Origin of the sequence: Streptomyces sp. SAI-135 (assembly GCF_029893805.1) — a bacterium.
Lineage (GTDB): Bacteria > Actinomycetota > Actinomycetes > Streptomycetales > Streptomycetaceae > Streptomyces.
In genome coordinates this window covers 4,747,828-4,770,981 of record NZ_JARXYP010000002.1, presented here as the reverse complement: position 1 = coordinate 4,770,981, position 23,154 = coordinate 4,747,828, and the positions used below count along the sequence as shown (strand labels likewise).

At 72.9% G+C, this 23,154-nt stretch carries 21 protein-coding genes; 5 read left to right on the top strand and 16 right to left on the bottom strand.

The window, feature by feature from the left end; all coding sequences use genetic code 11:
* Positions 1-13: 13 nt before the first annotated feature.
* A complete protein-coding gene (locus M2163_RS26055; protein ID WP_280850447.1) occupies positions 14-994 on the bottom strand; it encodes an NAD(P)H-quinone oxidoreductase in 981 nt (326 codons plus the stop codon).
* A 138-nt stretch (positions 995-1,132) separates the two neighbouring features.
* Between M2163_RS26055 and M2163_RS26050 the strand changes: the two genes are divergently transcribed.
* Together M2163_RS26050 and M2163_RS26045 are read left to right on the top strand one after the other, a co-directional pair.
* Entirely contained in the window at positions 1,133-2,131 is a 999-nt protein-coding gene (locus M2163_RS26050) for an ATP-binding cassette domain-containing protein (protein WP_280895174.1), read from the top strand.
* The gene (locus tag M2163_RS26045; protein WP_280895173.1) at positions 2,128-2,976 is read left to right on the top strand and encodes an ABC transporter permease; all 849 of its coding nucleotides are present in this window, start codon (positions 2,128-2,130) and stop codon (positions 2,974-2,976) included. The genes M2163_RS26050 and M2163_RS26045 overlap by 4 nt, the downstream gene beginning before the upstream one ends.
* A 36-nt stretch (positions 2,977-3,012) precedes the next feature.
* On the opposite strand, the gene M2163_RS26040 is transcribed toward M2163_RS26045, so the two are convergent.
* From M2163_RS26040 to pdhA, 6 genes are all read right to left on the bottom strand, one after another.
* Positions 3,013-4,110, bottom strand: a complete 1,098-nt coding sequence (locus tag M2163_RS26040) for a potassium channel family protein (protein ID WP_280850450.1) — start codon at positions 4,108-4,110, stop codon at positions 3,013-3,015.
* Complete coding sequence (locus M2163_RS26035) at positions 4,107-5,501, bottom strand: molybdopterin molybdotransferase MoeA (protein ID WP_280850451.1); 1,395 nt, start codon at positions 5,499-5,501, stop codon at positions 4,107-4,109. Before M2163_RS26035 ends, M2163_RS26040 begins: the two co-directional genes overlap by 4 nt.
* Entirely contained in the window at positions 5,498-6,442 is a 945-nt protein-coding gene (locus M2163_RS26030; protein ID WP_280895172.1) for an NTP transferase domain-containing protein, read from the bottom strand. Before M2163_RS26030 ends, M2163_RS26035 begins: the two co-directional genes overlap by 4 nt.
* A gap of 105 nt (positions 6,443-6,547) precedes the next feature.
* Positions 6,548-7,888 carry a dihydrolipoamide acetyltransferase family protein gene (locus tag M2163_RS26025; protein WP_280895171.1) on the bottom strand — a complete coding sequence of 447 codons (1,341 nt, stop codon included), beginning with the start codon at positions 7,886-7,888 and terminating at the stop codon, positions 6,548-6,550.
* Entirely contained in the window at positions 7,888-8,892 is a 1,005-nt protein-coding gene (locus tag M2163_RS26020; protein ID WP_280850454.1) for an alpha-ketoacid dehydrogenase subunit beta, read from the bottom strand. Before M2163_RS26020 ends, M2163_RS26025 begins: the two co-directional genes overlap by 1 nt.
* Positions 8,889-10,034, bottom strand: coding sequence for a pyruvate dehydrogenase (acetyl-transferring) E1 component subunit alpha (gene pdhA / locus M2163_RS26015; RefSeq protein WP_280895170.1), 1,146 nt, complete (start codon positions 10,032-10,034; stop codon positions 8,889-8,891). Before pdhA ends, M2163_RS26020 begins: the two co-directional genes overlap by 4 nt.
* A 174-nt stretch (positions 10,035-10,208) precedes the next feature.
* Between pdhA and M2163_RS26010 the strand changes: the two genes are divergently transcribed.
* The gene (locus tag M2163_RS26010) at positions 10,209-10,754 is read left to right on the top strand and encodes an Lrp/AsnC family transcriptional regulator (RefSeq protein WP_280850456.1); all 546 of its coding nucleotides are present in this window, start codon (positions 10,209-10,211) and stop codon (positions 10,752-10,754) included.
* 2 nt (positions 10,755-10,756) lie between these two features.
* Here the strand turns inward: M2163_RS26010 and M2163_RS26005 are convergent, their stop codons facing one another.
* Positions 10,757-11,347, bottom strand: a complete 591-nt coding sequence (locus M2163_RS26005) for a TetR/AcrR family transcriptional regulator (protein WP_280850457.1) — start codon at positions 11,345-11,347, stop codon at positions 10,757-10,759.
* A complete protein-coding gene (locus M2163_RS26000; protein ID WP_280850458.1) occupies positions 11,344-12,861 on the bottom strand; it encodes a 3-hydroxyacyl-CoA dehydrogenase in 1,518 nt (505 codons plus the stop codon). Before M2163_RS26000 ends, M2163_RS26005 begins: the two co-directional genes overlap by 4 nt.
* Positions 12,862-13,021: 160 nt before the next feature.
* Here M2163_RS26000 and paaN point away from each other — a divergent pair, with 160 nt between their 5' ends.
* Positions 13,022-14,713: a phenylacetic acid degradation protein PaaN gene (paaN, locus tag M2163_RS25995; RefSeq protein ID WP_280850459.1), complete on the top strand. Its 1,692-nt coding sequence runs from the start codon at positions 13,022-13,024 to the stop codon at positions 14,711-14,713.
* Here the strand turns inward: paaN and M2163_RS25990 are convergent.
* The 3 genes from M2163_RS25990 to M2163_RS25980 are packed head-to-tail and all read right to left on the bottom strand — an operon-like array spanning position 14,710 to position 17,683.
* Positions 14,710-15,456, bottom strand: a complete 747-nt coding sequence (locus tag M2163_RS25990) for a TrmH family RNA methyltransferase (RefSeq protein WP_280850460.1) — start codon at positions 15,454-15,456, stop codon at positions 14,710-14,712. The genes paaN and M2163_RS25990 overlap by 4 nt on opposite strands.
* Positions 15,453-16,748, bottom strand: a complete 1,296-nt coding sequence (locus M2163_RS25985) for an HTTM domain-containing protein (RefSeq protein ID WP_280895169.1) — start codon at positions 16,746-16,748, stop codon at positions 15,453-15,455. The genes M2163_RS25990 and M2163_RS25985 overlap by 4 nt, the downstream gene beginning before the upstream one ends.
* Positions 16,745-17,683 carry a DUF5819 family protein gene (locus M2163_RS25980; RefSeq protein WP_280895168.1) on the bottom strand — a complete coding sequence of 313 codons (939 nt, stop codon included), beginning with the start codon at positions 17,681-17,683 and terminating at the stop codon, positions 16,745-16,747. The genes M2163_RS25985 and M2163_RS25980 overlap by 4 nt, the downstream gene beginning before the upstream one ends.
* Positions 17,684-18,089: 406 nt before the next feature.
* Here M2163_RS25980 and M2163_RS25975 point away from each other — a divergent pair, with 406 nt between their 5' ends.
* Positions 18,090-19,232: an acyl-CoA dehydrogenase family protein gene (locus M2163_RS25975; protein WP_280850463.1), complete on the top strand. Its 1,143-nt coding sequence runs from the start codon at positions 18,090-18,092 to the stop codon at positions 19,230-19,232.
* 263 nt (positions 19,233-19,495) lie between these two features.
* Here the strand turns inward: M2163_RS25975 and M2163_RS25970 are convergent, their stop codons facing one another.
* From M2163_RS25970 to M2163_RS25955, 4 genes are all read right to left on the bottom strand, one after another.
* The gene (locus M2163_RS25970) at positions 19,496-19,825 is read right to left on the bottom strand and encodes a rhodanese-like domain-containing protein (protein ID WP_280854146.1); all 330 of its coding nucleotides are present in this window, start codon (positions 19,823-19,825) and stop codon (positions 19,496-19,498) included.
* A 54-nt stretch (positions 19,826-19,879) separates the two neighbouring features.
* Entirely contained in the window at positions 19,880-20,689 is an 810-nt protein-coding gene (locus M2163_RS25965; protein WP_280850464.1) for a J domain-containing protein, read from the bottom strand.
* A gap of 155 nt (positions 20,690-20,844) precedes the next feature.
* Complete coding sequence (locus tag M2163_RS25960) at positions 20,845-22,329, bottom strand: DUF2252 domain-containing protein (RefSeq protein ID WP_280850465.1); 1,485 nt, start codon at positions 22,327-22,329, stop codon at positions 20,845-20,847.
* Positions 22,330-22,553: 224 nt separating this feature from the next.
* Positions 22,554-23,147 (bottom strand): response regulator transcription factor, encoded by a 594-nt coding sequence (locus tag M2163_RS25955; protein ID WP_280854147.1) that lies wholly within the window; start codon positions 23,145-23,147, stop codon positions 22,554-22,556.
* Between the last annotated feature and the right edge of the window lie 7 nt (positions 23,148-23,154).

The following is a 23,154-nucleotide window of genomic DNA, read 5'->3' as shown; positions in this document are numbered from 1 at the left end:
CCGTACCGCACCCCTAAGACGTGACCAGCAGGACCTTGCCGATGTGTCCGCTCTCCTCGACGACCCGGTGCGCGGCGGCCGCGTCGCTCATCGGCAGCTCGCGGTCGACGACGGGCCGGATGTGCCCGGCGTCCAGCAGGGGCCACACATGCTCGCGTACGGCCGCCACGATCGCCGTCTTCTCGGCCGGCGGCCGCGCCCGCAGCGAGGTCGCGCTGATCGCGGCACGCTTGTTCAGCAGCGTGGCGATGTTCAGCTCGCCCTTGACGCCGCCCTGCATGCCGATGATCGCGAGCCGTCCGTTGATCGCGAGGGCGTTGACGTTGCGGTCGAGGTACTTGGCGCCCATGTTGTCGAGGATGACGTCGGCGCCCGCCCCGTCCGTGGCCTTCCTGATCTCCTCGACGAAGTCCTGCTCCCGGTAGTTGATCAGCACGTCCGCACCGAGCTCGGCGCAGCGGTCCAGCTTCTGCGCGGTGCCCGCGGTCACCGCGACCTTGGCGCCCACGGCCTTCGCGAGCTGGATCGCCATCGTGCCGATGCCGCTGGAGCCGCCGTGCACCAGCAGGGTCTCACCGGGGCGCAGATGGGCGACCATGAAGACGTTGGACCAGACCGTGCACACCACCTCGGGCAGCGCGGCCGCCCGCCGCACGTCGACGCCCTTGGGCACGGGCAGCAGCTGCCCGGCCGGCACGGCGACCTTCTCGGCGTAGCCCCCGCCCGCGAGCAGCGCGCACACCTCGTCACCGACGGCCCAGCCGGAGACGCCGGGGCCGATCGCGGCGATCCGCCCGGAGCACTCCAGGCCGGGGTAGGGGGAGGCACCGGGCGGGGGGTTGTAGAAGCCCTGCCGTTGCAGGATGTCGGCGCGGTTGACGGCCCCGGCCACCACGTCGACCAGCACCTCGCCCTCACCGGCCTCGGCATCCGGGACCTCGCTCCAGACCAGCGCCTCGGGTCCACCGGGTTCGGGAATCGTGATCGCATACATGGGGGCGACGCTACTCCCCGGCCCTGGCCGGGCGCCCGGAGCCGCTGCCCCGGAAATTCGCTGTGCGCCACCGATGAGTTTGCGCGACGGTAAAGGTCTCCCCATGCGTAGCCCAAGCACGCGGAAGGAATCCCGCCCATGAGCCAGCACACGTCAGCCCTGGCGATCGAGACCGCGGGCCTCGTGAAGACGTTCGGCGAGACCAGGGCCGTCGACGGAGTCGACCTCGCGGTGCCGGCCGGCACGGTCTACGGCGTCCTCGGCCCGAACGGCGCCGGCAAGACGACCACCGTGAAGATGCTCGCCACCCTTCTGCGGCCGGACGGCGGCGAGGCCCATGTCTTCGGCCACGACGTCGTCCGCGAGGCCGACGAGGTCCGCGGCCGCGTCAGCCTCACCGGCCAGTACGCCTCCGTCGACGAGGACCTCACCGGCGCCGAGAACCTGGTCCTGCTGGGCCGTCTCCTCGGCCACCACAAGAAGGCGGCACGCGAGCGCGCCGGGCAGCTCCTGGAGGCCTTCGGTCTCGCCGAGGCGGCCGGAAAGCAGGTCAAGCACTACTCCGGCGGCATGCGGCGCCGCATCGACATCGCCGCGTCCATCCTCAACACCCCCGAGCTGCTCTTCCTCGACGAGCCCACCACCGGTCTCGACCCGCGCAGCCGCAACCAGGTCTGGGACATCGTGCGCGCGGTCGTCGCCCAGGGCACCACCGTGCTGCTGACCACGCAGTACCTGGACGAGGCCGACCAGTTGGCGTCCCGGATCGCCGTCATCGACCGCGGCCGGGTGATCGCGGAGGGCACCAAGGGCGAGCTGAAGGCCTCGGTCGGCGCCGGGACCGTCCATCTGCGCCTGAGGGACGGTGGGCGGCGGCCCGAGGCGGCGGAGATCCTGCGGCAGGCCCTGGACGCCCAGGTACAGCTGGAACCCGACCCGGTGGCCCTGACGGCCCGGCTCGCCACGGCGGCCGGCGACACGGCCGCCGAACAGGCCTCCCGCGCCCTCGCCGAACTGGCCCGCACCGGGATCACCGTCGACAACTTCTCCCTCGGCCAGCCCAGCCTGGACGAGGTGTTCCTCGCCCTCACCGGACACACCACCGACAACACCGACGCCGAGGAGATGGCGGCATGAGCACCGTGACCCAGAGCGAGGCCAAGGACCTCTCCCCCGTCAGCGCCGAGTCGCTGGCCGCGCTGCTGGTCACCGGGGAGCGGCCGCCTCGTCCGAGCGCGTTGTCGGCCTCGCTGACCTTCGGCTGGCGGGCGGTCCTCAAGATCAAGCACGTGCCGGAGCAGCTCTTCGACGTCACCGCGTTCCCGATCATGATGGTGCTGATGTACACGTACCTGTTCGGGGGCGCCCTGGCCGGGTCCCCGAAGGAGTACATCCAGTTCCTGCTGCCCGGGATCCTCGTCATGTCGGTCGTGATGATCACGATGTACACCGGCGTCTCGGTCAACACGGACATCGAGAAGGGTGTCTTCGACCGCTTCCGCTCGCTGCCCATCTGGCGTCCGTCGACGATGGTCGGCTATCTGCTCGGCGACGCCCTGCGCTACACGATCGCGTCCGTCGTGATGCTCACCGTCGGTGTGATCCTGGGCTACCGACCGGACGGCGGGGTCGGCGGTGTGGTCGCCGGGATCGCGCTGCTGGTCGTGTTCTCGTTCGCGTTCTCGTGGATCTGGACGATGTTCGGGCTGCTGTTGCGCACCGAGAAGTCGGTGATGGGCGTCAGCATGATGGTGATCTTCCCGCTGACCTTCCTGTCCAACGTGTTCGTCGACCCGAAAACCATGCCGGGCTGGCTCCAGGCCTTCGTCAACAACAGCCCCATCACCCATCTGTCCTCGGCCGTGCGCGGGCTGATGGCGGGCGACTGGCCCACCGACGAAGTCGCCTGGTCGCTGGGGTGGGCGGGACTGTTCGTGGCGGTCTTCGGGCCGGTCACCATGCGGCTGTACAACCGCAAGTGACCTGACCGGCGTTCGCTCCTGCGTTCAGTGCGGCATTCAGTCCTGCGGAAGCGGGCGGGCGTCGGGTGCCACCTGGGTGCCCGGCGTCGCGCGCACGATCGTGATGAGGCGGTCCGTCAGCTCCAGCGTCCCGACGGCCGGATCGTCGTAGCCGAGCACCCGGTGCCCGCGCAGGACGCTCACCACCAGGTCGTCCGTCTCCCTCGGCTTCCTGCCCACCTCGGCCTTTATGACCGGGCGTTCGACGATGTCGAGGCCGCTGCCCTGCTGGATGAGGTCCTCCATCACCATGCCGGCGGCGGGACTGAGCACCGACAGGCCGAGCAGCCGGCCCGCCGCGCTGGCGCTGGTGATGACGGCGTCCGCGCCGGACTGCTTGAGCAGGGGCGCGTTCTCCTCCTCGCGCACCGCGGCCACGATCTTGGCGGCCTTGTTGAGCTGCCGGGCCGTCAGCGTCACCAGGACGGCGGTGTCGTCGCGCTGGGTCGCGATGATGATCTTCCGGGCCCTGTGCACCTCGGCCCGCTTCAGCACCTCGCTGCGGGTGGCGTCCCCGATGACGCCCGCGTAGCCCTCGGCGGTCGCGGCGTCGATCACCTTGCTGCTGGGGTCGACCACGACGACCTGCTCCTTCTTCAGACCCGTGGCGCACACGGTCTGGATCGCCGACCGGCCCTTGGTTCCGAAGCCGACGACGACGGTGTGGTCGCGCAAGGTGGACCTCCAGCGGTTGAGTCGCCACTCCTCGCGGGTGCGCTCGGTGAGGACCTCGAGCGTGGTGCCGACCAGGATGATCAGGAACAGCACACGCAGGGGCGTGATGACGAGGATGTTGGTGATCCGGGCCGTGTCGCTCACCGGGGTGATGTCGCCGTACCCGGTGGTGGAGAGCGTGACGGTCGCGTAGTACCAGGCGTCCAGGAAGTCGACGGACTGGTCGGAGTTGTCGTTGTAGCCGTCATGGTCGGCGTAGACGATCAGCGCGGTCGCCGCCAGCACCAGCAGGGCCATCAGCACGCGCTTGGCGACCTGACGGAAGGGGTGCTCCACGATCTTGCGCGGGAGCTTCACCTTGTGGGTCACGAGATGTTCGTCCGCCTGGCGGGCGATCGCGTCATGGCCCGGAAGTTTCACGTGAAACACACCCCGATCCCGGCGGACGCCCAGGGCAGATCGAGCAGTTCGGCCTCCTGCCCCGGCCGGGCACCCCCGGGCGGGACGACGGCGAGGGCGTCGGCGGCCGCGATGCCCCGCAGCATGGCCGGACCGTTGTAGTGCAGGGGAACCGCGCTGTCACCGCGCAGGACGACGGGGACGAGCCGGGTGTCGTACGGGTGTCCGTGGGCCTCGTCCCTCAGGGGCAGCGTGTACGGCTCCGGGGCGGGGCGGGCGGCCAGGGTGCGCAGCAGCGGTTCGGCGAGCGTGAGCAGGCCGGAGACGGCGGCCAGGGGGTTGCCCGGCAGGCCCACGAGGTGCTGGTGCTCCTTGGTGCGGGCCAGCAGCATGGGGTGGCCGGGGCGCACCTTGACGCCGTCGACGAGGAGTTCGGCGCCGATGCGGCGGAGCACGGGGTGCACGTGGTCGACGGGCCCGGACGCGGTGCCGCCGGTGGTGACGATCACGTCCGCCTGTGACGTGGTGACCGCCTTGTGCAGGGCCTCGGCGGAGTCGCCGAGCCGGCGCACGGCGGTGACCTCCGCGCCGAGCGCGCGCAGCCAGGGCGGCAGCATGGGGCCGAGGGCGTCCCGGATCAGGCCGTCGCGCGGGGTGCCCTCGGTGAGCAACTCGTCGCCCAGGACGAGGACTTCGACGCGGGGGCGGGGGACGACGGCGAGGGTGTCGTACCCGGCGGCCGCGGCGAGGCCCAGGACGGCCGGGGTGGCCAGGGTGCCCGGTGGCAACAGCTGGTCGCCGCTGCGGCACTCCTGGCCGCGCGGACGGATGTCCTGGCCGTGCACGACCTCCCGGGTGGCGTGCAGCCGTCCCTTCTCGTCGGTCTGCCCGTGCTCGCTGCGCAGGACGGCGGTGGTGTCCGGGGGGACGCGCGCGCCCGTGGCGATCCGGGCCGCCTCGCCGTCGGTGAGGGGCTCGGGCTCGGCGTGCCCGGCGAGCACGCCCTCGTCCCGTACGGCCCAGGGGCCGGGCCCCGCGACCGCCCAGCCGTCCATGGCCGAGGTGTCGAAGGAGGGGAGGTCGGTGAGGGCGTCGAGCGGGGCCGCCAGGGTGAGGCCGAGGGCCTCGTCGAGCCGTACGGAGACGGGGGCGCGGCCCGCCCCGCGGGTGACCGCGCGGGCGGACCGGGCGGCGGCGGACCGGGCCTCGGGCCAAGGGGTCGCGCGGTGGTGGGCGTCCGGCCCGGCTGCCGGCCCTGAGCCCTGCGGCGGGGGCGCGGGAGGGCGGTACCCCCCGGGGTGCCCGGTGCCGTTGTCTTCTCTCACCAGGGCCAGCGCCTCCTCGACGTCGAGATCGTCGGCGTCCTGGGCCGGGCCGGCGTGGTCGCCGGCACGCACGGACCGGGCGGTCATCCGGCGTCCGGACGCTGGTCCGGGGTGCCCGGGGTGCCCGGGGTGTCCGGGGTCCCGCCGGGCCCGGCGGCGTCCCCGTCGGCCTCCTCCGCCCAGCGCACGGCCAGGGCCGCGGCCTTGCGGGAGGCCTCGGCGACCGCCTCGGGATCGCCGCCCGCCCGTGCGGCCGCGTAGCCGACGAGGAAGGTGGTCAGCGGTGCCGCGGGCCTGGCCACGCCGTGCGCGGCGTCACGGGCGAGATCGAGCAGCACGCCGGTGTCGACGTCGAGGTCGATGCCCAGCTCGTCCTTGACTGCGGAAATCCATTCATCCAACACGTGCCCATGCTCCCTGATGCGTGCCCTGGCGGTGGCGATGTCGTCCCAGGTGTCGCAGTCGAAGGACGCGACGGGGTCGGGGACGCGGGTGAGGTCGAGCGCGGCGGTCAGCCGGCGCAGCGGAAGGCCGGTGAGAGAGCCGTGCTCCTTCGTGAGTGCGGCGAGTTCGCCTCGCAGCGAGGGGATGCGGTACGCGGCCACGAGCGGTTGGTCGCGGCCGTCGGCGTCGGTGAGCAGCACGCCGTCGGCGCCGCCCGTGCGCAGGACGGTCAGCAGCAGCCGTGCGGTGGCCTCCTGGAGGAAGGGCAGGTCGGCGGAGAGGACCACGACGTACCGCGCGGTGGCGTGCCGCAGACCGGCGTCGAGGGCGGCCAGCGGGCCGCCGCCGGGCGGGTCCTCGCGGGCCCAGACGACCGGCCGGGCGGTGGGGCGGGGGTCGGCGACGACGACGGTGGTGGAAGCGTCGGGGCAGGCCGCGAGGACGCGGTCGAGCAGGGCGCGTCCGCCCACCCGCACGCCGGGTTTGTCCGCGCCGCCGAGCCGCCGGGCCGCACCTCCGGCGAGCACGACCACGTCGTACACGGGACCGGCGCCTGGGCCGCGCGGGGGCTCGTACGAAGTCACCCCCCGAGTATGCGTGCCGTCGCGATCACAGGGAACGTGCGGCGGCGCCGGGATCGCGCGCCGCCGCACCGGCGGCGCGCGATCCCGGGTGTGCGGCTGTCCCGGTCACAGGGTGCGCAGCAGCACCGCCGGCTGTTCCACGCAGTCCGCCACGTACCGCAGGAAGCCGCCCGCGGTGCCGCCGTCGCACACCCGGTGGTCGAAGGTGAGCGAGAGCTGGACGACCTGACGCACCGCCAGCTCGCCCTCGTGCACCCACGGCTTGGGAATGATGCGGCCGACGCCGAGCATGGCCGCCTCGGGGTGGTTGATGATCGGCGTGGAGCCGTCGACACCGAACACGCCGTAGTTGTTCAGCGTGAAGGTGCCGCCCGTGAGTTCAGCGGGGGTGAGGCTGCCGGTGCGGGCCGCCTCGGTGAGCCGGGCGAACTCCGCGGACAGCGACTCGGCGTCCCGCGCGTGGGCGTCCTTCACGACCGGTACGACCAGTCCCCGCTCGGTCTGCGCGGCGAACCCGAGATGCACGGCCTCCAGCCGCACGATCTCCCTGGCCGCCGTGTCCACCGTCGAGTTGAGCTCCGGGAAACGGGACAGGGCGGCGGTGCAGATCCGGGCCAGCAGCGCGAGCAGGGAGATCTTGGGGCCCCCGGACGCGTTCATCGCCGCACGCGCGCGCATGAGTTCCGTCGCGTCGGCGTCCACCCAGCAGGTGGCGTCGGGGATCTCGGTGCGGCTGCGGGACAGCTTGTCGGCGACCGCGCCCCGGACGCCCTTGAGGGGGATGCGGGTCGCGGCGGGGGCCGCCGCTCGGGCCGCTGCCGGGGTCTGCGGGGTGCCGACCGGGGCCGGTGCGGCGACGGTGGGGGCCGGGGCGGCGACTGCCGGTGCCGGGCGCCCCTGGGAGGCGGCGGCACTCAGCGCGTACTCGACGTCGGCCCGCAGGATCAGTCCGTCGGGACCTGAGCCGGTGAGCTGCCTGAGGTCGAGGCCGTTCTCGCGGGCGAGGCGGCGGACCAGCGGGGAGATCACCGGGACCGGGCCCTCGACCACCTCGGGGGGTGCTGCCGGCCTGCCGTTCACCGGTACCGGGACCTGCTGCTCCCGCCGCACCCTGCGCCTGCGCGCGGGCGCCTCCGAGGTGCCGTATCCGACCAGGACGTTCCCCGAGCCCTCGGAGGGGGTGTCGGACTCGGCGGCCGGCGCGCCCACCGCCACGGTGATGAGCGGTGACCCCACCGGGAGTTCGCTGCCCTCCTCGCCGAAGCGGGCCGTGACGACCCCGGCGTACGGGCAGGGGACATCGACCATCGCCTTGGCCGTCTCGACCTCGACGACCGGCTGGTCGACCGCGACGACGTCACCGACCTCCACCAGCCAGCGGACGATCTCCGCCTCGGTCAGGCCTTCGCCGAGATCCGGCAGCCTGAACTCCAGGACCTGCGCCATCAGCTCTCCGCCTCCCACTGCAGACGCCCCACGGCGTCCAGGATCCGGTCCACGCCGGGCAGGTGGTGACGCTCCAGCATCGGCGGCGGGTAGGGGATGTCGAAACCGGCCACGCGCAGCACCGGCGCCTCCAGATGGTGGAAGCAGCGCTCCGTGACCCTGGCCGCGATCTCCCCGCCCGGTCCGCCGAACCCGCCCGACTCGTGCACGACGACCGCTCGCCCGGTCCGCCGTACGGAGGCCGCGACCGTGTCGTCGTCGAACGGCACCAGGGAGCGCAGGTCGACCACTTCGAGGTCCCACCCCTCCTCCCGCGCGGCCTCGGCGGCTTCGAGGCACACGGGTACGGACGGCCCGTACGTGATGAGTGTGGCGCTCCGGCCGGGGCGCCGCACCACCGCGCGGCCCATCGGCTCAACGCTCTGCGGCTCCTCCGGGTTCCAGGCGTCCTTCGACCAGTACAGCCGCTTGGGCTCCAGGACGACGACCGGGTCGTCGGAGGCGATGGCGGCGCGCAGCAGCCCGTAGGCGTCGGCGACGGTCGCGGGCGTCACGACGTGGAGCCCCGGGGTCGCCATGTAGTAGGCCTCGGAGGCATCGCTGTGGTGCTCGACCCCGCCGATGCCGCCGCCGTAGGGCACCCGGATGGTGATCGGGAGCGGCATCGCCCCGCGGGTGCGGTTGCGCATCTTCGCCACATGGCTGATCAGCTGCTCGAACGCCGGGTACGCGAAGGCGTCGAACTGCATCTCCACGACCGGCCGCAGCCCGTACATCGCCATGCCGACGGCCGTGCCGAGGATGCCCGCCTCGGCGAGCGGGGTGTCCGTGCAGCGGTCCTCACCGAACTCCTTGGCCAGTCCGTCGGTGACCCGGAAGACGCCGCCGAGGGTGCCGACGTCCTCGCCCATGACGTGCACGGTGGGGTCGGCCGCCATCGCGTCGCGCAGCGCGCGCGTGAGGGCCTGCGCCATGGTGGCCGGCTTGAGGGCGACGGTGGTCATCGGTGCGTACCCCCGTGGGAGTCGTGCTCGGCTTCCAGCTCGGCGCGCAACTGGGCCTGCTGCTCGCGCAGTTGCGGGGTGGGCTCGGCGTAGACGTGGGCGAACAGGTCCATCGGGTCGAGGGCCGGGTCCTGGTTCATGCGCTCGCGCAGGCCGGCGGCGAACTCCTCGGCGTCCTGGCGTACGGCCTCGATGCCGGCCTCGTCGATCAGGCCGCGCTCGGTCAGTTCGTGTTCCAGGAGGGCGATCGGGTCGTGTCCGCGCCAGGTCTCGACCTCGGCGTCGCCGCGGTAGCGGGTCGCGTCGTCGGCGTTGGTGTGGGCGTCCACGCGGTAGGTGATCGCCTCCACCAGGGTGGGTCCGCCGCCCTCGCGCGCGTGGCGTACGGCGGCGGTGAGGACCTCGTGCACGGCGGCCGCGTCGTTGCCGTCGACCAGGCGGCCGGGCATGCCGTAGCCGACGGCCTTGTGGGCCAGCGACGGGGCCGCGGTCTGCTTGGCGAGCGGGACGGAGATCGCGAAGCCGTTGTTCTGGACCAGGAAGACGACCGGGGCCTGCCAGACCGCGGCGAAGTTCAGCGCCTCGTGGAAGTCGCCCTCGCTGGTGCCGCCGTCGCCGACCATGGCGAGCGCGACCACGTCGTCGCCCTTGAGGCGGGCGGCGTGCGCGAGACCGACGGCGTGCGGGAGCTGAGTGGCGAGGGGGGTGCACAGCGGGGCCACGCGGTGCTCGCGCGGGTCGTAGCCGGTGTGCCAGTCGCCGCGCAGCAGGGTCAGCGCCTGCACGGGGTCGAGGCCCCGGGCGACGGCGGCGAGGGTGTCGCGGTAGCTGGGGAAGAGCCAGTCGCGCTCCTCGAGGGCCAGCGCGGCGGCGACCTCGCAGGCCTCCTGGCCGGTGCTGGAGGGGTAGACGGCGAGACGGCCCTGCTTGGTGAGCGCGGTGGCCTGGGTGTTGTAGCGGCGGCCCCGCACCAGCTCGGCGTAGAGCCGGCGCAACAGGGCCGGGTCGGCCTGCGCGGCCGCCTCGGTGCCGAGGACGCGATGGGGTTCGGCGTCCGGCAGCAGGGGCCCGGGGTCCGTGCGGGGCTGCCAGGCGGGCGGCGGTGATGGCCGGTACGCGCCCCGCTGCTCCATGACCGTCATGACGGCACCTCCTCGTGGGAGCGGCTGGTGGCGCACCACGGGTGTGAGGCGCCTCACCTACCGATTGTTCGGTCGTCGGCACATTTTGGCTACAGGCCCCCTCAGGCTGTGGACAAACGGTTCTCCACGGCCTGAGATGGACGCAGTACGTCCATGGTAGGGAGGCGGGGGGACATGGCACCTGAACAAATGGCCGCAGGCGCGGAGAGCGGGACTGCGGAGAGCGGGACTGCGGAGAGCGGAACCGCAGTGAGCGGGAGCCCCCTTCCGCCCCCGCGTCCGCTCGACGCCATCGATCAGGACATCCTCCAGATGCTCCAGGCTGACGGCCGCGCGTCGATACGGTCGGTCGCCGAACGGGTCCACGTCTCCCGGGCCAACGCCTACGCGCGGATCAACCGGCTCGTCGAGGACGGTGTCATCCGCGGCTTCGGCGCCCGCGTCAACCACGAGCGGGCCGGGCAGGGGACTTCGGCGTACATCACCCTGAAGATCGTCCAGAACTCCTGGCGCACGGTGCGCGAACAGCTCCGGCAGCTGCCCGGGGCGTCGCACATCGCGCTGGTCGGCGGCGACTTCGACGTGCTGCTGCTCGTCCACACCCCGGACAACAGGTCCCTGCGCGAACTGGTCCTCACCCGTCTCCAGGCCATCCCGGAGGTCCTCAGCACGCGCACCCTGCTGGTCTTCGAGGAGGAGGACCTGGAGCCGCAGGGCTGAGCTCAGGACGCCCGGCGCAAACCCCCGAAGATCAACTGGGCCACCGCGTCGGCGACCTCGCGTTCGTTCATGCCCCGGCCGTCCGGGCGGTACCACTCCACGATGGAGTTGATCATCCCGAAGACCAGGCGGGTCGCGAGGCGCACCTCGACGTCACCGCGTACGTCACCGTCGGCCGCGGCCGCCCTCAGGAGTTCGGCGACCCGGTGGTCGAACTCGCGGCGCCGCTCCAGGGCCCACCGCTCGGTGTCCGTGTTGCCGCGCACCCGCAGCAGCAGGGTCACGTACGGGAGTTCGGCGATCAGCACCTCGACCATGCGCCGCACGACGTACTCCAGGCGGCCGGAGGCACGGCCCACGCGCGCGTGCTCCTCGTCGAGGATGCCGAAGAGGCCGTCCAGGGCCCGGCTGACGGCCCGGCGCAGGAGCTCCTCCTTGCCGGACACGTGGTGGTAGATCGACGACTTGGAGATGCCCGCCGCCCTGGAGAGGTGCTCCATGGAGGTGCCGTCGTAGCCGCGCTCGTTGAAGACCTGGACGGCGACGGTCAGCAGCGTCTCGGGGGTGTACGTGTCCCGCTTGGCGGTCGTCATGAGGTGCTGCCCTCCCGCTTGTCGGAGGCGTACGCGTGCCGGTACAGCGCGAGCGAGGGCGCGTACCGTCCGGACGGGTCGCGCAGGTGCAGGTCGTCGAGGAGGGCGTAGGCCCAGTTGCGGCCGAGCCTGCGGCTCCACTCGAAGGGGCCGAGCGGGTAGTTCACCCCGAGCCGCATGGCGGTGTCGATGTCCTCCTGGGTGGCCACGCCCTTGGCGACGGCGTCGTGCGCCAGGTCGACGATCCGGGCCACCGTACGGGCGACGATCATGCCGGGCACGTCCCCGATGACGCTGACGTCCTTGCCGAGTGCCTGGAAGAGCCCGACGGCCTCGGTGAGCGTCTGCTGCGAGGTGTCCTGGGACGCGGAGAGCGCGATGCGGGTGGCCCTGCGGTAGTCGAGCGCGAGGTCGAAGTAGACGACGTCCCGGAACTCCACCGAGGTCTGTCCGTCGGCGAGCGCGAGCTGTCCGCCGCTCGGCAGGACCAGCCGGGTGCCGTGGTCCTCCTCGTCCTCGCGGACCTGGATGCCCGCCTCGCGGATCAGCGCGAGCAGTTCGGACGCGGGGCCCAGATCGCCTTCGGCGACGACGTACGCGGGCGCCTGGGCCGGCTCCGCGGTGTGCGGCTCGTCCCTCTCGGCGCCGTCCGTGTAGTCGTACCAGCCCCGCCCGCTCTTGCGGCCGAGCCGGCCCGACTCGACCAGGCGCTGCTGGGCCAGGGAGGGCGTGAAGCGCGCGTCCTGGAAGAAGGCGCGCCACACGGAGTGCGTCACGGACTCGTTGACGTCCTGTCCGATCAGGTCGGTCAGTTCGAACGCGCCCATCCTGAAGCCGCCGCACTCGCGCAGGACCGCGTCGATGGTGGCGGGCTCGGCGCCCTGCGCCTCGTAGACCGCGAACGCCTCGGCGTAGAAGGGCCGCGCGATGCGGTTGACGATGAAGCCGGGGGTGTCGGCGCAGGCGACCGGCGTCTTGCCCCACGCGCGTGCCGTCTCGTACGCGCGCGTGGCCGAGGAGACGTCGGTGGCGAACCCGGAGACGACCTCGACCAGCGGCAGCAGCGGGGCGGGGTTGAAGAAGTGCAGGCCCACGAAGCGTCCGGGGTGGCGCAGGGCGCCGGCGATGGCCGTCACCGACAGGGAGGAGGTGTTGGTGGCGAGCAGACAGTCCTCGCCGACGACGTCCTCCAGCTCCCGGAACAGCTGCTGCTTGACGTCCAGCCGCTCCAGGACGGCCTCGACGACCAGCGTGCAGTCCGCGAGGTCGGTGAGCTGTTCGGCGGCCACGAGACGGGCGCGCGCCGCGTCCCGGTCGGCGGCGGTGAGCCGGTCCTTCTCGACGAGCCGGTCAAGGCGGGCGGCGATCGCGTCGGCCGCCTCCCGGGCCCGGCCGGGTGCGGCGTCGTAGAGCCGCACGGGGTGCCCGGCGACCAGCGCGACCTGGGCGATGCCCTGGCCCATGGTGCCGGTGCCGACGACGGCCACGGGGCTGCTGAGGTCGAGTCCTGTCATGTGCGCGATCCTCCCGCACGGGGTTTTCCACAGATGCGGCGGACCCCCTTGTCCCGACCGATCGTTCGGTTACTCTAACCCTGACCGGCTGTTCCTGCCCATATCTCTGCCCAGGTCATGAGCTCGACGAAGAGTTCGAAAGACGAGGAGTTGGTCCCGCATGGCCGCCGAACTGACCGCCCACGAGCTGATCGCCAAGCACCGGCCCACCCTCGACCAGGCGCTGGAGGCGATCCGCACCCGCGCCTACTGGTCCCCGCACCCCGAGCACCCCAAGGCCTACGGGGAGAGCGGCAGCCTGGACATGGCGGCGGGCAAGGCCGCCTTCGACGCCCTCCAGGGCACCCGCCTCGACCTCGGCCAGCCCGGCACCGACGACTGGGTGGGCGGCGAGGTCTCGCCGTACGGCATCGAACTGGGCGTCGAGTACCCCCACGCGGACCTCGACGTGCTGCTGCCCGCGATGAGGGCGGGCCAGAAGGCCTGGCGGGACGCGGGCGCAGAGATGCGCGCGGTGGTCTGTCTGGAGATCCTCAAGCGGATCAGCGACCGCACCCACGAGTTCGCGCACGCGGTCATGCACACCAGCGGCCAGGCGTTCATGATGGCGCTCCAGGCGGGCGGCCCGCACGCCCAGGACCGCGGCCTGGAGGCGGTGGCCTACGCGTACGTGGAGCAGGTCCGCACCCCCGACACCGCGGAGTGGACCAAGCCGCAGGGCAAGCGCGACCCGCTCGCGCTGACCAAGCAGTTCACGCCGGTCCCGCGCGGGATCGGCCTGGTCATCGGCTGCAACACCTTCCCGACGTGGAACGGCTATCCGGGCCTGTTCGCCTCCCTGGCCACCGGCAACGCGGTCCTGGTGAAGCCGCACCCGCGCGCGGTGCTGCCGCTGGCGCTCACCGTCCAGGTGGCGCGGGACGTCCTCGGCGAGGCCGGCTTCGACCCGAACCTGGTGGCCCTGGCCGCCGAGCGCCCCGGCGAGGGCATCGCCAGGACCCTGGCCACGCGCCCCGAGATCCGCATCATCGACTACACCGGCTCGACGGAGTTCGGCGACTGGCTGGAGGCCAACGCCCGTCAGGCGCAGGTCTACACGGAGAAGGCCGGCGTCAACACCGTGCTCGTGGAGTCGGCGGGCGACTACCAGGGCATGCTCTCCAACCTGGCCTTCTCCCTGTCCCTCTACAGCGGCCAGATGTGCACGACCCCGCAGAACCTGCTGATCCCCCGGGACGGCATCCGCACCGACGAGGGCCCCAAGACCTTCGACGAGGTGGTCTCGGACCTCGCCCGCGCGGTCGACGGCCTCCTCGGCGACGACGCGCGCGCCAACGCGCTGCTGGGCGCCCTCGTCAACCCGGACGTGAAGGCGCGCCTGGAGGCCGCGGCGGGCCTGGGCGAAGTCGCCCTGGCCTCGCGGGAGGTCGGCAACCCGGAGTTCCCGGGCGCGGTCGTGCGCACACCCGTGATCGTCAAGCTCGACGGGGCCAAGCCGGACGACGAGGCCGCCTGCATGAGCGAGTGCTTCGGACCGGTGTCCTTCGCCGTCGCGGTCGACTCGGCCGCCGACGCGGTGGAGCTGCTGCGGCGCACGATCCGCGAGAAGGGCGCGATGACGGTCGGCGCGTACACCACCGACGAGGAGGTCGAGCAGGCCGTCCAGGAGGTCTGCCTGGAGGAGGCGGCACAGTTGTCGCTGAACCTGGTCGGCGGGGTCTACGTCAACCAGACGGCCGCGTTCTCCGACTTCCACGGCTCGGGAGGCAACCCGGCGGCCAACTCGGCGCTGTGCGACGGAGCCTTCGTCGCCAACCGGTTCCGGGTGGTCGAGGTGCGCCGGGAGGCCTAGGAAGCGCCGAGACTCCAGTGGTAGAGGGTCATCGCCACACTGGTCGCCAGGTTGTAGCTGGAGACCTGGGGGCGCATCGGAAGGGCCACCAGATGATCGGCACGCGCGCGTAGTTCGGGCGACAGCCCACTGCGCTCCGAGCCGAAGGCGAGGACGGCGTCGTCCGGGAGCTTCACGCCCCGGATGTCGTCGCCCTCGGGGTCCAGGGCGAACACCGGTCCTGGCGGCAGCTCGGCGACCGTCAGGCGCTCCACCGCGGTCGCGAAGTGCAGTCCCGCCCCGCCGCGTACGACCGTCGGGTGCCAGGGGTCGAGCGTGCCCGTGGTGACCACGCCGGTCGCCCCGAAGCCCGCGGCCAGGCGGATCACGGCCCCGGCGTTGCCGAGGTTGCGTGGATTGTCGAGGACCACGACCGGGGCGGTGCGCGGTGTGTGGGCCAGCCTCTCCAGACGGTGGGCCCGGGGCGGCCGTACGGCCAGGGCCGCCACCGCCGTGGGATGCGGGCGCGGCACGAGGGACGCGTATGCCGGCTCAGGGACCTGCGTCAGCAGGGCGTCCAGGGTGTCCCGTACGTCCGGGGCCAGTTCCTCGGCCAGGGCGAGCGTGGCGGCCCGGTCGACGGCGACCGCCACCGGGACCTCGGCCCCGAAGCGCACGGCGTGCTTGAGGGCGTGGAAGCCGTCGAGCAGCACGGAGGTGTCGGCGAGCCGGTGCCACAGGCTCACGGGATCGGGACCGGTCATGCGGGGAAGCCTACGTGCCGGGGATCGGGGTTCTCGGGGTCACCGGGATGGTCGCCCGGGCGGCGCGCCGGGGGCGGGGTCTGCGCGGCCCCCGGCTCCGTCGACGGGAGCGGCCGGCCGGGAGCGGGCAGCCCCGTGCCGCCCCTGCCCGGCGGACGTGCCCGCAGCCGTGCACGCACACGTGCGGCCCCGTCGCCGAGCCGGCGCAGGAACGACGTCGGCAGGAAGACCGAGTCGGCGGCGATCATCGCCAGTGAGAAGAACGGCAGACCGAGGACGACCGCGATCACCGCGTGCTCGGTGATCATCGCGGCCAGCAGGACGTTCTTGACCCGCCGGTTGAACAGCGTGAACGGGAAGGCGACCTGTACGGCGACCGTGCCGTACGTCACCAGCATCACCATGACGCCGTTCGCCGAGAGCAGGTCGGCGAGGGCGGGCCACGGGGAGAAGGACTCCAGGTGGAGGGGGTAGTAGACGGCGGTGCCGTCCTGCCAGCGGGAGCCCTGGATCTTGTACCAGCCGGCCGTCGCGTAGATGAGACAGGCCTCGGCCATGATCACGAGCAGGGCGCCGTTGTGGACGATGTTGGCGATCACGTCGAGCGTGATCCGCGACTGGCCCGACCGGGCGAACCGTCCGACCGCCCACCACAGGGCCTGCGCCAGCCACACCGCCCACAGGAGTGCCGGCACGAACCAGTCGCCGTTCAGCTTGTCCAGGAAGGCCGCCGACATCAGCACGAGCCCGAGGACGGTCCACAGGGCCGGGCCGACACGGTCCACGACGTGCTCGCCACGCGCGCGTGCGTCCCGTGTGCGCCGGGCCCGTCGCTCGTCCAGGGACCAGACCTGGCCGCAGCGGGTGAAGACGAGGTAGACGCACATCAGGTGCAGGACGTTGTCGCCGCCGTCGCCCATGAAGATGCTGCGGTTCTGGAGCGAGAGCACGCCGACCATGAAGAGCACGGACATCGCGCGGGTGTGCCAGCCGAGCAGCAGAAGGAGGCTCGACAGGACGGCGAGCACGTAGACCGTCCCGAACCAGAACTGGCCGTTCGACCACATCAGGGCCGTGAAGGCGCCGTTGAGCGAGATCAGCTGGTCGGCGAGGTTCCAGCTCCACGGGCCGTCCGGGCCGTACAGCTCCTGGCGGTGCGGGAACTCGCGCAGCAGGAACAGCAGCCAGGTCGCGCTGAAGCCGATACGGATCATCGCGGTCTGGTGGGGGCCGAGCGCGGCCTCGGTGACGCGGGCGATGGCGGTGGACACCGCGAGGGCGAACCGGTTCACCGGACGCTCCCCTCGGTGTCGTCCGCCGCCACGGGCCACCAGGGCAGTTCACGGTAGACGGGCTGCACCGAGACCTTCTCCTCGCTCCACTTCGGCGGGGGCACGCTTGAGGTCCGGGAACGGACCTGGACGCTCACCAGGACGTCGTCCCGCGTGGTCACGTGGACGCGCTCCAGACGCAGCACGACGATGCGGCGGAGGTAGCTCTCGGACAGGGTGCCGCGCAGCCCGACCGGGCGGTTGTCGGCGCCGTGCGTGGCGACGAAGAGGTCCCAGGAACGGCGCACTTCGTTCTGCTGGGTGTGGCTCGGGAGCAGGTTGCCGTCGATGGCCCGGCCGTCCTGGGCGGACAGGTCGTACCAGCCGGTGGTACGGCTGCCACCGTCGGCGGTCCGTATCCGGGCCCGGACCTGCACCGCGATGTTCTGCTGGAGGGGGTTCGGCGCGAAGAGCTTCCAGTTCTGCTCGAACTCCGGGTAGACCCAGTCGTCGACCGCTCTGCCGTGCTGCTTGGTCACCGTGTTCGACGGCGCGACGTGCAGAAACACCATCCCGATGTGCACGCAGACGGCGACGGCCACGACGGCGAGCGCCAGGACGACGACGACCTGATGGCGGAGGGAGAGGCCCGCCACGCCGGGTGCCGCGCCCGGGCCGGGCACCGCACCGGGACCGTCCGTCCCCTGCGGCTCCTCGGGCTGGTCCGACGGCTCCGGCTCGGGGGCATCACCGGGCTCGGGTGCATCGCCGGGTTCGGGGACAGCGCCCGGCTCGGGCGCATCGCCTGGCTCGGGAACAGCACCCGGCTCAGGCGCCCCGCCGGGCCCGCTGGCCCCGCCTGGCCCGCTGGCCCCGCCTGGCCCACTCGCCGCGCCCGGCCCGCTCGCCACGCCCGGTCGTCGCCGGGCGTTCGAGCCTCCGTCGTACGCGTCCATTCCGCCCCGCTCCCGATTCCGGTCCGTCCACCGCCGCCGACCGCGGAGGAGGCGGCCCCGCCCGGCGGCCGGCGTCCGGACTCGCTGCGCCGCGGTGGCTCGCACCGGCACGGTACTCAGGCCCGAGCGCGCCGCACAGCCCCTTCCGACCTGTCCGGCCGTGGCCGTGCTCACTCCCGCCCCGGTTCTCCACAGTCCGCCCCGCGGGTTTTCCACAGCGGTTGACACCTTACGGCGCCGGGCACACCCTGAAATCGCACAGACCGAACGATCGGTCGGAGATGGGTTCCGGCGACACCCGCAGGCGGGCGGGAGGAGCCCGTTCCCTTCTTCTAGAACCTGTTCTATCTTGACGGACCGTCAGATCAGCTGACCCGATCTGCCGACCGTCGGAAGGACAGGGACCGTGGACTTCACCTTCAGCGAGGAGCAGCAGGCGGCGGCCGAGGCGGCGCGGGGGGTGTTCGCCGATGTCGCGCCGGACGCGGTGCCGTCCCCCGCGCTGACGACTGGCGCCGTGGCCGACACGTGCGACCGCGCCCTGTGGGCCAGGCTCGCCGACGCGGACCTGCTGAGCCTGCTGTCGGCGCAGGAGTACGGCGGGGCCGGCCTGGACGCCGTCGCGCTGTGCCTGGTGCTGCGCGAGTCGGCGAAGGTGCTGGCCCGGGTACCCCTGCTGGAGCACAGCGCGGCCATGGCGGCCGTACAGGCTCACGGCGGCCCCGAGTTGAAGGGGCAGGTGCTGGAGCGGGCCGGGCGCGGGGAGGTCGTCCTGACCGTCGCCGCGAGCGGCCGCACCGGACACGACCCCGCCGAACTCGCCGTCACCGCGCGACGGGAGGAGGGGGAGGACGGCGACTGGATCCTGGACGGGGTGCAGACGGCGGTGCCGTGGGCCTACGACGCGGACTTCGTCGTCGTACCGGCGCACACGGCCGCGGGCCGGGCCGTCCTCGCGCTGGTGCCCCGGGCCCATGACGGGGTCGCGCTCGGCGAGCAGTTCTCCACCAGCGGGGAGCGGCTGGGCGAGCTGCGGCTGGACTCGGTGCGGATCGCCGCGCCGGACGTGATCGACGTCGAGGGCGCGTGGGAGGGGCTGCGGGACCTGCTGACCACGGGGACCTGTGCGCTGGCTCTCGGGCTGGGGGAGCGGGTGCTGCGGATGAGCAGTGAATACACCAGCAAGCGGGAGCAGTTCGGGTTCCCGGTCGCCACCTTCCAGGCCGTCGCCGTGCAGGCCGCCGACCGTTACATCGACCTGCGCGCGATGGAGGTCACGCTGTGGCAGGCCGCCTGGCGGCTCACCCCGGGAGCGCGCGGGACGCTGCCGGTCGCGGGGGACGTGGCCGTGGCGAAGATCTGGGCGTCGGACGGGGTGCGCAGGGTGGTGCAGACGGCTCAGCATCTGCACGGCGGGTTCGGCGCCGATGTCGACTACCCCCTGCACCGGTACCACGCCTGGGCCAAGCACCTGGAGCTGTCGCTCGGTCCGGCTGCGGCGCACGAGGAGGCGCTGGGTGACCTGCTGGCGGCACATCCCCTGGGGTGAGTGAAACCGCGGGGTGTCTGGTGGGCGGCCCGCGGCGGGCGCGCTGGACGCGTGCGGCGTCGGCCATGACCCTCGCAGTGGGCGGACTGGCCCGCCGCGCGAACCGTTACGACCGAAACCCGAGCGGCACGGACGCCTGAGCGCCGGCCGCCAGGGGCCGCGGAGGGCCGGAGCTGCCGTCGGCCAGACCTACCGACCGCCAGACCTACCGACCGCCACAGCTGCCAACGGCCAGAACTACCGACCGCCAGAACTGCCAGCGGCTAGAGCACGAACCCCGGTCGGCCGTCGTCCGTCACCACGGGGCGGCCCACCTCGGCCCACAGCTGCATCCCGCCGTCGACGTTCACGGCGTCGATGCCCTGCTGGGCCAGGTACATCGTGACCTGGGCGGAGCGGCCGCCGGACCGGCAGATCACATGGACGCGGCCGTCCTGCGGGGCGGCCTCGGTCAGCTCGCCGTAGCGGGCCACGAACTCACTGATGGGGATGTGCAGCGCCCCTTCGGCGTGCCCCGCCCGCCACTCGTCGTCCTCCCGGACGTCCAGCAGGAAGTCGTCGTCCTTGAGGTCCGTCACCTGCACCGTGGGCACACCACCGAAATTCATGAGGCCGACGCTACCTGACGCCCCCAGGGACGCGGCCGGTCACTCCTGCGCGAGCAGTTCCCCGAGCTCCGCCTCGCGCGTGGAGACGTCGGCCAGGAGCTTCTCGGCGATCTCCTCCAGGAGGCGGTCCGGGTCGTCCGGTGCCATCCGGAGCATCGAGCCGATCGCGCTCTCCTCCAGCTCCCGCGCGACCACGGAGAGGAGTTCCTTGCGCTGGGCGAGCCATTCGAGCCGGGCGTAGAGCTCCTCGCTGGGGGTGGGCCCCTGCTCCGGCGGCTTGGGGCCGGCGGCCCACTCCTCGGACAGTTCCCGCAGGAGCGGCTCGTCGCCGCGGGAGTAGGCCGCGTTGACCCGGGTGATGAACTCCTCGCGACGCGCCCGCTCGGTGTCGTCCTGGGCGAGGTCCGGGTGGGCCTTGCGGGCGAGCTCGCGGTAGAGCTTGCGGGCCTCGTCGCTGGGACGCACCCGCTGCGGGGGCCGCACCGGCTGCTCGGTGAGCATCGCGGCCGCTTCCGGGAACAGGCCCTCCCCGTCCATCCAGCCGTGGAACAGCTCCTCGACGCCGGGCATCGGCAGCACCCGGGCCCGGGCCTCCTCCGCCTTGCGCAGATCCTCGGGGTCGCCGCTGCGGGCGGCCCGGATCTCGGCGATCTGCGCGTCCAGCTCGTCGAGGCGGGTGTACATGGGGCCGAGCTTCTGGTGGTGCAGGCGGGAGAAGTTCTCCACCTCGATGCGGAAGGTCTCCACCGCGATCTCGTACTCGATGAGCGCCTGCTCGGCGGCCCGCACGGCACGCTCCAGCCGCGCGGTGCCTGCGGCGGCTGGGCCGTCGGTCTCCGGGGACGTCATCCGGACAGCGTAACCGTGTCGGTGCGAGGCCGGCGCCATCCGGGGTGCCAGGTCAGGTGGTCGGGCGGGTGCGGGTGGCGTCGGGGCTGGTCGCGCGGTTCCCCGCGCCCCTGGGGTGGGTGCAGCAGCGCCCGTCCAAGGGACCCGTGGCCTCCTCACACCCCCGTCTCCGCCGCCACCCTCCCCGACCGGATCGCCGTCACCAGTTCCGTGTGGTCCGCCTCCGTGCGGTCCGCGTAGGTCACCGCGAACGTGGCGATCGCCTCGTCGAGCTCGTCGTTCTTGCCGCAGTAGCCGGCGATGAGGCGGGGGTCGGCGCTGTGCGAGTGGGCGCGGGCCAGGAGGGCGCCGGTCATCCGGCCGTAGTCGTCTATCTGGTCGGCGGACAGGGCGGCCGGGTCGACGCTGCCCTTGCGGTTGCGGAACTGGCGGACCTGGAAGGGGCGGCCCTCCACGGTCGTCCAGCCCAGCAGGATGTCGCTGACGACCTGCATCCGCTTCTGGCCGAGGACCACCCGGCGGCCCTCGTGGTCCACCGACGGGGCCTCGAAGCCGGCGGTGACCAGGTGCGGCAGGAGGGCCGAGGCCCGCGCCTCCTTGACCTGGAGGACCAGCGGTTCACCACGGTGGTCCAGCAGCAGGACGACGTAGGAGCGCGTGCCCACGCTGCCCGTGCCGACGACGCGGAACGCCACGTCGTGCACCGCGTGGCGGGCCAGCAGCGGCAGACGGTCCTCGGAGAGGGTGGTCAGGTAGTGCTCCAGGGACGCGGCCACCGCCGCGGCCTCCCCGTCGGGCACCCGGCGCAGCACCGGCGGGGCGTCCACGAACCGCCGGCCGCCGTCCTCGGTGAGCTCCGTCGACCTCGCCGCGAAGCGTCCGCTGGTGTTGGCCCGCGCCTTCTCCGAGACCCGCTCCAGCGTGCCGACCAGGTCGTGGGCGTCGGTGTGGGAGACGAGCTCCTCGTCCGCGATCGCGTTCCACGCGTCCAGCACCGGGAGCTTGGCGAGCAGCCGCATGGTGCGCCGGTACGCGCCGACCGCTCCGTGCGCCGCCGCGCGGCAGGTGTCCTCGTCGGCGCCGATCTCCCGGCCGGCGAGGACCAGGGAGGCGGCGAGCCGCTTGAGGTCCCACTCCCAGGGGCCGAACACCGTCTCGTCGAAGTCGTTCAGGTCGATGACCAGGCCGCCGCGGGCGTCGCCGTACAGGCCGAAGTTCGCCGCGTGCGCGTCGCCGCAGATCTGGGCGCGGATCCTGGTCATCGGGGTGCGGGCCAGGTCGTACGCCATGAGCCCCGCCGAGCCGCGCAGGAAGGCGAACGGCGTGGCAGCCATCCGGCCCACCCGGATCGGTGTGAGCTCGGGGAGGCGGCCCCGGCTCGACTCCTCGACCGCGTCGACCGCGCCGGGGCGGGAGATGTCGAGGTCGAGCGCCGCGTGCGCGCTGCGCGGGACGCTCTCCCGCAGGGCCTTGCCCTTCTTCTTGGGCGAGCCCTCCACGGGCCACTGGGCGAACCCGCGCACCCGGGGCCGCCGCGCCCCGGCCGCCGCGTCGGCCGGCTCACCGGCCCGCGCCCCGGCCGTCGTCTCCGCATCGGCCTCGGTCACCGCGACCGCCTCCCCCGTGACTCGCAGGAACATCAACTCGTGCCGACCGTACAACCACCAGCCGAAACGCGTCAGGCCCTGTGGACAACTCCGCGGTTGTGCACAACGGCTGCGGAACCTGCCGGCACGGGCCGCCCCGGCGTCGCAGGCCACGTCACGCAGACGCCGTCACGCATGCGACGTCAGGCATGAGACGCAGGTGACGTCACCACGCGCCCGCGACGCAGGGCCACATCACGCCCGCGACGCAGGCCACGTCACGCCCGCAAGTACGCCAGCACCGCCAGCACCCGCCGATGCGTCTCGTCCGCGGGCGGCAGGTCCAGCTTCGTCAGGATGCCCCCGATGTGCTTGCCCACCGCCGCTTCCGACACGACCAGCGCCCGCGCGATGGCCCCGTTGGACTTGCCCTCCGCCATCAGCGCCAGCACCTCCCGCTCGCGCGGGGTGAGCCGCTCAAGGGGGTCACGGCGCCGGCGCAGCAACTGCCGTACGACCTCGGGGTCCACGACGGTGCCGCCGTCCGCGACCGCGGACAGCGCGTCGACGAACTCCTCGACCTGACCGACACGGTCCTTGAGCAGATAGCCGACGCCCGTGCCGTCGCCGGAGTCGAGGAGTTCGGCGGCGTACGTGCGCTGCACGTACTGGCTGAGCACCAGCACCGGCAGCGCGGGGCGGCTCTCCCGCAGGCGGACCGCCGCGTGCAGGCCCTCGTCCTGGAAGCCGGGCGGCATGCGCACGTCGGTGACCACGATGTCCGGGCCGTGCTCCTCGACCGCCGCGATCAGCGCCTGCGCGTCCCCGACGGCGGCGACGACCTCGTGACCGCAGCGGCCGAGCAGGCCCATGAGGCCC